The sequence below is a fragment of the Alphaproteobacteria bacterium genome, assembly GCA_018662925.1.
In the GTDB taxonomy this organism is placed as follows: Bacteria; Pseudomonadota; Alphaproteobacteria; order 16-39-46; family JABJFC01; genus JABJFC01.
Window position 1 is genome coordinate 26,049 of record JABJFC010000052.1, and the last position, 11,169, is coordinate 37,217.

11 protein-coding genes are annotated in these 11,169 nt (G+C 46.0%); 5 read left to right on the plus strand and 6 right to left on the minus strand.

Annotation, left to right across the window (positions count from 1 at the left end; all coding sequences use genetic code 11):
• Positions 1-63: 63 nt before the first annotated feature.
• The 6 genes from HOL16_03995 to HOL16_04020 all read right to left on the minus strand — a co-directional run bounded on the left by HOL16_03995 (position 64) and on the right by HOL16_04020 (position 5,331).
• Entirely contained in the window at positions 64-582 is a 519-nt protein-coding gene (locus tag HOL16_03995) for a L,D-transpeptidase family protein (protein MBT5389856.1), read from the minus strand.
• The gene (locus HOL16_04000; GenBank protein ID MBT5389857.1) at positions 579-1,709 is read right to left on the minus strand and encodes a 2-oxo acid dehydrogenase subunit E2; all 1,131 of its coding nucleotides are present in this window, start codon (positions 1,707-1,709) and stop codon (positions 579-581) included. Before HOL16_04000 ends, HOL16_03995 begins: the two co-directional genes overlap by 4 nt.
• Complete coding sequence (locus tag HOL16_04005) at positions 1,706-2,686, minus strand: alpha-ketoacid dehydrogenase subunit beta (GenBank protein ID MBT5389858.1); 981 nt, start codon at positions 2,684-2,686, stop codon at positions 1,706-1,708. Before HOL16_04005 ends, HOL16_04000 begins: the two co-directional genes overlap by 4 nt.
• Positions 2,683-3,753: a pyruvate dehydrogenase (acetyl-transferring) E1 component subunit alpha gene (gene pdhA, locus HOL16_04010; GenBank protein ID MBT5389859.1), complete on the minus strand. Its 1,071-nt coding sequence runs from the start codon at positions 3,751-3,753 to the stop codon at positions 2,683-2,685. The genes HOL16_04005 and pdhA overlap by 4 nt, the downstream gene beginning before the upstream one ends.
• Before the next feature lie 217 nt (positions 3,754-3,970).
• Positions 3,971-4,171: a helix-turn-helix transcriptional regulator gene (locus HOL16_04015; GenBank protein ID MBT5389860.1), complete on the minus strand. Its 201-nt coding sequence runs from the start codon at positions 4,169-4,171 to the stop codon at positions 3,971-3,973.
• Positions 4,120-5,331 carry a hypothetical protein gene (locus tag HOL16_04020; GenBank protein ID MBT5389861.1) on the minus strand — a complete coding sequence of 404 codons (1,212 nt, stop codon included), beginning with the start codon at positions 5,329-5,331 and terminating at the stop codon, positions 4,120-4,122. Before HOL16_04020 ends, HOL16_04015 begins: the two co-directional genes overlap by 52 nt.
• Before the next feature lie 264 nt (positions 5,332-5,595).
• Here HOL16_04020 and HOL16_04025 point away from each other — a divergent pair, with 264 nt between their 5' ends.
• The 5 genes from HOL16_04025 to recN all read left to right on the plus strand — a co-directional run bounded on the left by HOL16_04025 (position 5,596) and on the right by recN (position 11,161).
• Entirely contained in the window at positions 5,596-6,552 is a 957-nt protein-coding gene (locus HOL16_04025) for a UDP-3-O-acyl-N-acetylglucosamine deacetylase (protein ID MBT5389862.1), read from the plus strand.
• An 86-nt stretch (positions 6,553-6,638) separates the two neighbouring features.
• Positions 6,639-7,865: an outer membrane protein assembly factor BamD gene (gene bamD / locus HOL16_04030; protein ID MBT5389863.1), complete on the plus strand. Its 1,227-nt coding sequence runs from the start codon at positions 6,639-6,641 to the stop codon at positions 7,863-7,865.
• Positions 7,866-8,200: 335 nt separating this feature from the next.
• Positions 8,201-8,602, plus strand: a complete 402-nt coding sequence (locus HOL16_04035) for a hypothetical protein (protein ID MBT5389864.1) — start codon at positions 8,201-8,203, stop codon at positions 8,600-8,602.
• Between the two features lie 326 nt (positions 8,603-8,928).
• A complete protein-coding gene (locus HOL16_04040; protein ID MBT5389865.1) occupies positions 8,929-9,186 on the plus strand; it encodes a DUF1653 domain-containing protein in 258 nt (85 codons plus the stop codon).
• Positions 9,187-9,499: 313 nt separating this feature from the next.
• Positions 9,500-11,161, plus strand: a complete 1,662-nt coding sequence (gene recN, locus HOL16_04045) for a DNA repair protein RecN (GenBank protein MBT5389866.1) — start codon at positions 9,500-9,502, stop codon at positions 11,159-11,161.
• Positions 11,162-11,169 lie beyond the last annotated feature (8 nt).

The window sequence follows — 11,169 nt, forward strand, 5'->3', positions numbered from 1 at the left end:
ACTGCTTTCCCAAGAGGGATTGCTGAACACCTAATAATGCTTTTTGAGTGGAATCCCCCTGACTCACGGGCGAATCTCAACGATTGTCTCTTGCGTCGCCGTTTCTAAAATCATCTGCAAATCCTCTAACTTAAAAGCAATACAACCCTCGGTAGGGGAAAATCCCTCCCGCGCCACATGAATAAATATGGCACTTCCCAGTCCAGGGCAAGGGGGATCATCATTGTGACCAATGACTAGAACCACATCGTAGAGATCATCATCCCGCCAGAGCTTCTCATGGCTTTTGTTGTATGGCAGTTCTACGGGACGATTGTAATTTTCTTTGTCGCCCGCATCATCACACCACCCCATGTTTTCTTCCGTCACAATAAGAGGCAATTTTGTTTTTGGAAGCGAGATTTTGTCTTTTCGCGCATACACTTTTCGAAAAGGAAAATCCCCGATGGGTGTCGTCCCATCCCACTCTTTAACCTTAGGCTGAATACCAGACCGCCCCAGGGCACAAGGAAATACATGTTTTCCCCATTGGGCCGTTCCTTGAGTTGCCCCAATGCCGTTTCCACGGACAATCAGCTTCATTGATCTAACTCCAGATCTTGGATAATCGCCTTCATAAATCGAGCGGCCTCTCCCCCCGTCACGGCTCGGTGATCAAAGGTAAGAGACATGGGCATAACATGACGAATCTCTGGCTTGCCTTCTACGGCCACAACCTTTTCGTATACCCGGCCCGCACCCACAATAGCAACCTGCGGTGGATTCACAATCATATTGCCATAACGGCCACCAATAGCGCCAAAATTGGAAAGGCTTATGCTCTCTCCATGTAACAGTTCTGGCGGTAACGATCTGTCCTGAATTCCAGCAACTAATTCATCAATTTTTTGACGCACTTCTTTAGCAGCCAAAGACCCTGCTTCCCTCAAAACGGGGACAAACAATCCCTCTTTCGTGTCGACAGCAATCCCCAGATTTACCTCTTTGAAAAGGCGCCGCCCTTCCTTTTGAAACCATGCATTCATGCCTGGCTCACTCTTACATCCAGCAACAATGGCGCGTACAAGCCTGACCGTAGGATCGCCTTCTTTGATCCAAGCATCCACATCAGCCTCATCTGAAACACCGGCAGGCACCACTTCTCTGTGGGCCTTTTCCATATGCTTAACCATGGCTTTTCGGACGCCCCGAAGAGGTTCATATGTACTTTCTCCCTGACCCGCCGCCGCTGCCTCTACATCTTGCTTTGTAATATTTCCCTCAGGCCCCGATGGCGTCGCTTTTGCTAAATCGACGCCTAAGCTCTTGGCCAGTTCACGAACCGCCGGGAGCGCCTTGTGCCCCGGGTGAGGTTTGTGCTTGGGCAGCGGTTTTTTTGGTCCCGCCCCAGAGAGCTTTTCATCTTTGGGACCAGTTTCTACGGTCTCTTCCTCTTTGGGAATTTCGCCAACAATCGCCCCAGAATCCGATGCTTCTCCTTCTTCATACTCAACAAGAATCGAGCCTACTTTGACCACATCTCCGGCTTCGCCATGAAGCTTAGCAATACGGCCCGAATAGGGCGCAGGGACTTCCACGACGGCCTTATCGGTTTCCACAGAAAGGAGGGGCTGGTCCGCCACCACGTTGTCTCCGGGGGCCACCCTCCACGAAATTATTTCGACCTCCTGAAGGCCTTCACCTAAATCGGGTAGATTAAATTTTTTCATGTGTATTCTATGACTTTTCTTGCAGCTTCAACGATACGTTCCGCGCTGGGTATGTATAGCTTCTCCAGTTTAGGAAGTGGCATCACCGTATCATACCCCGCCACCCGTTGCACAGGGGCTAGTAAAGATAAAAGCGCCTTCTCAGCCAATTGCGCCGCAATTTCAGCCCCAACCCCACCTGTTAAAGCTGCTTCGTGAATAATGACACAACGTCCAGTTTTTTCCACAGATTGAAGAATCGTTTCCATATCCATGGGCTTGATGGTCCCAGGCGTGATCACCTCCGCCGAAATGCCCTCTGATTCTAAAAGCATAGCAGCCTCCAGAACCTCAACAGTCATGGCTCCCCACGTTACGAACGTGACATCACTGCCCTCCTTTAGGAAAAAACACTTATCCAACGGCAGAGCTTTCCCATCATCATCTATTTGCTCTTTGGGGGCCCGATATATTCGTTTGGGCTCTAAAAATACCACCGGATCTGGATCCCAAATGGACGCTAGTAACAACCCATATGCCTGTTGTGGTGTAGACGGGATAACGACCCGCAACCCTGGCATGTGAGCAAAAAGGGCTTCGGTACTTTCCGAATGATGTTCTGGGGCATGAATGCCACCGCCAAAAGGAGCCCGCAAAACCATTGGACACGTGAATCTACCCCGAGTTCGATTTCTAAAGCGCGCCGCATGATTCAGCATCTGATCGATGGTGGGATAAATGAATCCCATAAACTGAATCTCTGCCACGGGACGAAAACCCTGAATGGCCATCCCAACCGCATGTCCTGCAATCATGGCTTCGGCCAAGGGGGTATCAAAAACGCGATCGGTGCCAAATTTCTCATGTAACCCATCGGTCGCTCGAAAAACACCACCATCGGGGCCAACATCTTGCCCCAAAACGATCACTTTTTCATCCATTTCCATGGCCTTATTGAGAGCCATTTGGACAGCTTCCACAAGTGTCACTTCACTCATTTTTTGCTTCTCCCCAACAGATCATCCCGCTGGGAAACATAAGCGTCTGGCAACGTTTCATAAAGATAATCAAACATGGAAGATGGATCAGGATCAGGAAGGGCTAAATAACTTTCTGCAGCCTCCTCCACCTTTTGACGCGTTTCACTTGTAAGTCGTTCTTCATCCTTTTTGGTCCAAGCACCCTCGTTGCCCAGATAGGTGCGCAATCGGGTAATAGGATCTTGCTTCCACTGGGCCGAGACTTCTTTTTCCTCGCGATACCGCGTTGCATCGTCAGCCGTTGTATGATCGGTCATACGATAGGTAACGGCCTCGATTACACTGGCACCCTCCCCTTTGCGAGCCCGGTTCAGCGCTTCTTCCACAGCATACTTCACGGCGATAACATCATTGCCATCAACCTGCAGACTGGGGATCCCAGCCCCGATGCCTTTTTGGGCAAGGGTTTCCGTTGCCGACTGAGCATCACGAGGCACCGAGATGGCCCATTGGTTGTTATTGATAACAAACACGATGGGCAATTTCCAAGCACCAGCCAGATTCATGGCCTCATAGATTTCCCCTTTGGAAGTGGCCCCATCCCCAAAGACACAAACAACGGCACGCTTTTCGCCGCGCAACTTGATGGCATGGGCAATTCCTGTGCCATGAGTCCCCTGTGTTCCAATGGGAATACTCGGTGGACAGTCTTCTATATCCGGAGCAAGTTGGTTGCCAAATTCATCTCCACCCCAGTATTGGAGCATTTGAGCCATCCCAACGCCGCGCCATATATAGGCACCTTGCTCACGAAAGGAAGGCACCAATACATCATCCGATTTCATAGCACTGGCAAGACCAACACTGACGGCCTCTTGTCCCAATGAAGAAGCAAATGTTCCCAGTCGCCCTGTGCGTTGAAGGGCCACAGCCTTAGCGTCATATGTGCGCGTAAGTACCATGCCTTCATACAATGGAATAAGCTTTTTGGCATCAGATGCAAAAGTCGGAAGTTTAGTAACAACTTCACCGTCGGGGTTCAAAAACTGCAGATACTTGATTTCGAACTTTGCGGAAATTACCACCCCGGAAGACCCCACATTTTTATTATTGCCTTCATTATGAAAGGAAATTTTAGCAAACGTCAAGTTTATATGAGTTTTGGACGAAAAAAATTCAAAAATCTTTTCACAATGACCGTGTTTTATTTTTTGTGATGATACGTCTGCTAGCAGCATTTTCCATTGCTCACCTCAATCACAACCCGTATACATTGTTCTACAACGAAAATAATTTAACGCATCAAGCAGGCCCTAACCACCTTAGGATCTTTAATGCATTTGCAACTGTGATGCTTGTTTTGCCTTGTTCAAAAGCGATTAGAGTTGGTAAACTCAACTGAGCAAGCGCTGCTAACTCTTTTTGCGTCAGCTTTTGCTTTTTTCGGCGTCTTACGGCCTCTTTGACAAGCTCTTGCCAATTAAGGCAAAGGTTCCGTTCCATCGTTTCTCTATCGTTTCTATGAGTGTGTTTTTCAAAAAGGGCGCTTCTACACGCGCGGAAGCGATTGCTGTTTTCGCAGCTTCAAGATTTTCCTTTAGCTGATCTACCGCCATTTTTATGGCCTCATCCGGAACATCAAACTCCTGCCCCAGCGCGATGATGTGTTTAGGTTTTAGGCTTCCCAACTCCATATCTTTGGCCCCTCCTAAAGAAAGAGCCAATGTTTTGTATCCATACAACGTTGAGCAAACTTCATCATAAACTGGAACAAGTTGCATAAACTTTTCTCTGTATATCATCGCAAAGTTTTTTAAGTGCATGTCTGTATTCCCCAAAAGAAACCCCGCGATAATCCGCTTGAACAACTTATATAGATCCAATCTGTTCTCTTCTTTAAGATTTCTGATAAAGTCAGCCATCTGTTTGTAGTTACCATCATACTTCTGAAGTGAATTATTTCCCAGCAATTGGTTAAATTCTTCGAAGTGGATCCTCTCTCCGTTCTCTGCCCTATCGAAACGCTTAATGATAAGAGCTTGTTCCTCGAAGCCATGTATGGCCTTCATATGTAGGTCAACTACTTCCTCTTTAGGCATAAGAGTCTTAAAGGCCAAAGTTGTCAGGTATTCATTTATTACCAAATCCTCATGATGGGATGAAGGAAATTTAGCGATATGGGTACTAAGCTCTCCAATTTTTGCAGGAAAAAATACGCCCCCCCTTTCAACAATCGCCAATTTAGGTTGCACACCTGAAAGAGAAGCGCGTCCATTCATAACTGCCAACTCTTTTGGATTATCAGTATCCATAAACTTTCCACTTAATTTATTAGGCTCAGGATCAAGAACAGACACAGCCCCCGCACAATCGCTTCCAAATGCAAGCAACAGCTCAAAACGAGAAACAGCTCTTTTGCCCAAAAGACGGCTTTGGGCATTTTCAAGCCAACCTTCTGCAACTAAATTATCAAAAAACGCGAGCAATCCGTGGGCTGAAATAAAAGGCTCTTTCCGCAGCGGTAGAGTATACGCTATCTCAGGCTGGCCTGAATCCAAGTAATTTTCATCATAGGCAAACGAAATCCTCTCTCCAGGCTCTTCACGCAAAAACCCTGCAAAATGATCTTTATAAAAAACTTTCCCCCAAAGAAGATTTGCCATAGTAAAAAATCTTTTATTTTTTCCAAGATTCTTTTATTATAGTAAAATATATTTTATTTTCAAGTCATATTTTCCCATATAATAAATTATATTTTACTTTTTTGGGGTTTTGCTCAAGTGTTCGCCCGAAATCCAGCCCCAAAATCAAACAATGTTTCCTTTCTGTAACAAACGGTAATAATGTTTGATTTTTAATGGGACAAGAGGTGGCTTAGAGTGTAAGTAGATCTAAAGTTTCACGCTCATATGAGAGATTTTTATAATATGTTTGGTTTCGAGAAAGATAATTCTGGACTCTATCAGAAAACTTTGAAAAACGCTATGGGTTGTAGTGGCGTTGGCATTCATTCTGGTGAATCCGTCTCTATTACATTGCGCCCAGCGCCGTCAGATATGGGAATTGTTTTCGTCAGGACGGATCTTGAAGGACGTCCCGAAATCCCAGCCAATCATAAGTATGTTATTGACACAACGCGCTGCACAAAGATCGGACTTTCCAAAAACATTAGCGTAAGCACCGTTGAACATCTCATGGCCGCTTTTGCCGGCGCTGGAATCGACAATGCCTATGTGGATATTGACGGCTCCGAAGTTCCTATTATGGATGGCAGCTCTCATCCTTTCGTCCTTTTGATTGAATGTGCCGGAACTCTCGAGCAAGATGCTTACCGAAAATATTTAAAGATCCTTAAGCCTATGGAAATCTCATCGGATTCAGCTAAAGTATCGCTTCGCCCTGCTGATAGTTTTTCCATGACTTTTGAGGCCACTTTAAAGCGCTTTTGGAAAAACACGAAAAAAATCACCTTTAAAAACAATCCTCAGCACTTTAAACGGGACCTATCTCGCGCCCGTACTATTGGATTCATCGATGAAGTTGAGACGCTGCGAAAAGCAGGACTTGCCTTAGGAGGATCCCTTAATAATACGGTTGTTTTCAATGGCTCCGAAATTATGAATAAAGAAGGCCTCCGGTATGACGATGAATTTGTACGTCATAAGGCTTTAGATGCCTTGGGAGATCTATATCTTGCTGGTGGCCCCGTTATAGGCAGGTTTAAAGGCTATTGCTCAGGGCACACTTTGAATCATCTTGTTCTCAAAGATCTCTTCGCCGATAACGATGCCTATACCTGGGTAACTTTGGCTGAAGAAGCCGGTTCCGTGGAGCAATTCCTCCCCGTAGCTTTTCCGACCGAAAGAGTTGCTGTTTCTGCTTAATCCCTTTATAAGGAAATAAATGAAGGATGCCTCCTTAGGGTTGGGGAAGGCGATTTGTAATGGGATAAATGGAGTTGAGAGTACGAATGGCTAAGAAACATTTTCATTTTAAAGATATCAAATTTCTTTATGTTGCTGTCCTTGCACTGGGCATTTTGAATGGGTGTTCTGATTCAAAAGATGACGAGTATGTGGAACGCCCCGTTGAAGAACTCTACAACAAAGCTTACGTCGAAATGAAAAACCGTGATTTTGTAAAAGCCGCGAAATCATTTAACGAAGTTGAGCGTCAACACCCCTACTCCCAATGGGCCATCAAGGCGCAAATTATGTCTGCTTACTCCTATTATGAGGCCCAAAAGTACGAAGATGCCATCGAAGGCCTAGAGACATTTATCGAACTCCACCCTGGCAATGAGAATATTGCCTACGCCTACTATCTGTTGGCTCTTTCCTATTACGAACAAATCTCCACCGTTGACCGAGACCAAAAAATGACCGAACTGGCCATGGTTACCTTCGAGGAACTCTTGCGGCGCTATCCCAACACAAAATATGCAAAAGATGCCAAGTATAAGTTAGATCTCACTCGGGATCACTTGGCCGGAAAGGAAATGGAAATTGGCCGCTTTTACCAATCACAACACCTGTCGATCGCGGCCCTAAACCGGTTTAAGAAAGTCCTGGATAAATTTCAAACCACTAACCATATTCCAGAGGCCCTCCACAGAATGGTAGAATCTTACCTTACCATTGGCATCAAGGATGAAGCCCTGGCAACGGCTTCGGTCCTAAAGCATAACTTCCCCCGGAACCAGTGGACAGCGGATACATTGGCTCTCTTGGCGAAAGATGATCTAAAGCCCATCCAAAGAGCCATCCCCCATGAGGATGATGAGTCTGATGAGGCAGTCTCTGAAGAGGCCGCCAAAGATGACGCCACACTAAAAGAAGATCAAGCAAAGGCTGCAGCCCATGTGGCGAAGCCAGAATTCGCCACAGAAGAGCCCGCCCATGAAGCCGAAGCTGATGATCAAAGCGCTGAGGACGACGCAGATGACTCTAAGGATGATGAAGCTGACAAGAGTGAGGAAGCCGTAGACGACGAAGGTGAAGCTAAGGATGATGAGGCTGAGGAAAATATAGCTGACAAAGGTGAAGCTGACGAGCTGGAAGCCAGTGATGAAACCGAATTTGATGAATCTGAAGCCGATGAGGCCGAAGTTGACGAACTGGAAGTCAGCGATGAACCTGCCATTGATCTAGATGAGATGGATGAGCCAGGCATTGACGAAGAGATAGCCGAAGATTGAGACAAAGGCATTTCCTAGGAAGTGCCCGCCAAAAGAAACGGCAATTTCGGCATTTCATATCGGCGAATAAAGGTATTTCATACCGGCGAATAAAGATATTTGGTTGAACATACCCCAAGCTTAAAACCTGAAGGAACCGTAAGTCGCTTCCTGCCTGGATTTGAGCATGTTTCTTGGCCCTCATTTCATGCCAATAAATTGCATTTTTCCCCTGAATTTGATATAATCGGAAGAGAATAGAAGTAACACACTCAGAAATTGAGCTTTTTTGCATATGAGTTTGGTTGCTGGGTTCTTACTGTGGAGGAAATTACGAATTAAATGGGAGAAAGGTCATGTTTAAGAAAACTTTAATGGCTTCAGTTGCCGCTATATTGGTATCTGTGAGCTGGTCAGATTCTGCGAATAGTAAGTCACCTGTGTTAACTGCTGATCAGAAGGCGCTAGCAAAATCCTGTGATGATAATTTCACTGAATATGATGGCTGGGCGGAACATGTGAAAAAGGGTGCAACACCTGGTGATCACCTTGCAAGAAATTTATGCAAATGGACTGGTGCATGTTATGATAAATGTCATGAAGTTTATAGAGTTTATGTTCCAGAGGGTAATAAACAAGACCCTATGAATCATTTTCATTATAGAATGAAGGAATGCAAAGAGTACACCGATAAAAACTGTACAAAAGCTAAAAGTGGATACTGGAAGCCTCGTGTCGTACGTACACCAGTGAAATAATCATAAATAGTTCACTAAGAGGTGGCACCGATATAGAGAGCAATTGGGATCTTTCTTGCTCATTTTTTTGAGGTGTGTGACTGTTTTCTTCATATTTAAGCCTCCCAATTTGACTTATCTGCCCTAAGGTATCGCGCTTTAGGGCATAAGGGCGTCGCTATATCAAATCCATCCTTTCCCCGCGGAGGCTTGCAATCATTCGTATGCAGCACATATTGTTTAGACTTCTTGAAGAAGTTCTATCTTTCCGTTAGAAGAGTTCAATGTAGGTTGTTTAAAGATGTATATCCTGTAGTTTCTTATGATTAATTTAGGAGTTTTTTAAAGTGACTCAGCATTCCGAACAAGAGATCAAGCTAGGTCTCTACAAGCACTACAAAGGAAAGACTTACGAGGTAATAGGACTTTGCCGCCATTCTGAAACTTTAGAAGAAATGGTCGTGTATAGGGCGTTATATGCTGATTACGGTTTGTGGGTAAGACCAAAAGCCATGTTTTTTGCAGAGGTTAACGCCAATGAGAATCCTCAACCTAGATTTTCCTTCATAGGCACCATGAATACAAAAGCACCTCGCCTTAGATAGTTAATCTTTAGTTTTAGATAATTGCTCTCAAATTTCAAACAACTGAACATTCTGAAACATGTTTAAGTCCAGTTTTTTGCTTCACTCCAAACCTATTCGCATATTCTCAAAACCCATCTCCTTACGTACATATGTCTCATCTGTGAGTTGCCCCAGTGAATATCATCCGCCAGACTTAAATCTGATTAAGTAAATTTTATTTCACCTCCAATCTCTTTACGTTGTTTTATGAAAAATAAGGCTTCTCATTTTAGGCACTACCCATTACATTTGGCCTACTTGCCCAGGAATTTTTAATTGCGATTTGTCATTCATGCTCAAAAGCCTCTCCATCCGAAACATTGTCCTCATTGATCGCCTCGATCTGACCTTTGAAAAGGGACTCTGCATTCTGACCGGAGAAACTGGTGCCGGAAAATCCATCCTATTGGATGCCCTGAGCCTCACATTGGGCACCCGGGGAGATCTGTCCCTTATTTCCCACGGATCGGATCAAGCCATTGTAACAGCCGAGTTTGACCCCCCAACAGATCATCCGGCGCGAACACTTTTAAAGGAACATGGCCTCTCGGAAAATGATACTCTGATCCTAAGAAGGCTCCTCAGTCGGGATGGCAAAAATCGCGTTTTCATCAATGATGAACCTGTCAGCTTAGCTCTCCTAAAACAGGTAGCCGAAACGCTTATCGAAATACATGGCCAATTTGATAGACTTTTAGAATCCTCCCACCATCGAGACTTTTTGGATGCCTACGCCCATCTCACTTCCCAACGCATTCAGGTTTCTGCGTCTTTTGATGCATGGAAAGCGGCACGAGAACGATTGGAACAGGCACGCACAACGCATTGTTCTTCCCAGGAAAAGGAAGAACTCTTAAAGCACTATATTCAGGAATTGGAAGCCCTCGACCCCCAGGCCGGCGAAGAAGAAACCCTTGCTCAAGCTCGGTCTGAAATGATGCACCATGGCAAATTGAAAGAAGCCATGGCCAATGCCAGCCAAAACCTTAACGAGCCGACAAATATTGCGACGGCCTTAATCACAGCCCATCGCAGTCTGGCCACCGTCCAAGAATATGCCCCCATTAAGCTCACACCCGTCATGGAAGCCCTGGACCGAGCCGCCCTGGAACTGTCAGAAGCCACCGCCCTTTTAGAAAATGCGGAGGGCGAGGATGCTTTTGATCAAAGCCATCTGGAAGAAACAGAAGAGCGCCTCCATTTGTTGAGATCTTTGGCCAGAAAGCACGACTGTGCCGTTGACGAACTGGCCGAGAAACTTAATGCTCTCCTGGAAGAGCTGGACTTAATAGTGAATCACGATGCCCGCCTGCAAGAGCTTGAAAAAGAAGAGGCGGCCGCAAGGCAAGCCTTTGCATCCAAAGCAGAAAAACTTTCCCAGGCCCGCCAAAAGGCAGCCAAAGACTTGTCCAATGCTGTCCTGAAAGAACTTCCCCCACTCAAAATGGAACGAGCTCTTTTCAATGTGGAATGTGTTCAGTTGCCCGAAGAGCACTGGTCGGCCACCGGGATCGATCGAATCGAATTCCAAGTAGCCCCCAACGGAGGCATTCCTGGGGCCCTTAAAAAAATTGCGTCGGGTGGTGAGCGATCTCGATTCATGTTGGCGCTCAAAGTGGCTCTCTCTCAGTCAAACACCCTCGCTAGCATCGTCTTCGATGAAATTGATGCTGGCTTAGGTGGTGCCGTCGCCACGGCCGTTGGGGAACGCTTGCATAGGCTTTCTCAGGACGGTCTGCAAATCTTAACCATTACCCACGCGCCCCAAGTTGCCGCCCTGGCCGACCATCATTGGCGGGTGGAAAAATCCCAAAAAGCAGGGGGCATAACGACGTCTGTTGAAAAATTAAATCTACAGACCGCCCAGGAAGAAGTAGCCCGCATGCTGGCTGGGACCGAAATAACCGATGAAGCCCGAGCCGCTGCCTCTCGCCTCATGGCAAAGGCATCGTGAGGATCCAG

Bases quoted from the DNA above. Each gene is read 5' to 3' on its own strand.
- HOL16_04005 (MBT5389858.1), bottom strand. From the start codon at position 2,686: ATGAGTGAAGTGACACTTGTGGAAGCTGTCCAAATGGCTCTCAATAAG.
- HOL16_04015 (MBT5389860.1), bottom strand. From the start codon at position 4,171: ATGGAACGGAACCTTTGCCTTAATTGGCAAGAGCTTGTCAAAGAGGCC.
- bamD (MBT5389863.1), top strand. From the start codon at position 6,639: ATGGCTAAGAAACATTTTCATTTTAAAGATATCAAATTTCTTTATGTT.
- HOL16_04000 (MBT5389857.1), bottom strand. From the start codon at position 1,709: ATGAAAAAATTTAATCTACCCGATTTAGGTGAAGGCCTTCAGGAGGTC.
- HOL16_04020 (MBT5389861.1), bottom strand. From the start codon at position 5,331: ATGGCAAATCTTCTTTGGGGGAAAGTTTTTTATAAAGATCATTTTGCA.
- recN (MBT5389866.1), top strand. From the start codon at position 9,500: ATGCTCAAAAGCCTCTCCATCCGAAACATTGTCCTCATTGATCGCCTC.
- HOL16_03995 (MBT5389856.1), bottom strand. From the start codon at position 582: ATGAAGCTGATTGTCCGTGGAAACGGCATTGGGGCAACTCAAGGAACG.
- HOL16_04025 (MBT5389862.1), top strand. From the start codon at position 5,596: ATGTTTGGTTTCGAGAAAGATAATTCTGGACTCTATCAGAAAACTTTG.
- HOL16_04035 (MBT5389864.1), top strand. From the start codon at position 8,201: ATGTTTAAGAAAACTTTAATGGCTTCAGTTGCCGCTATATTGGTATCT.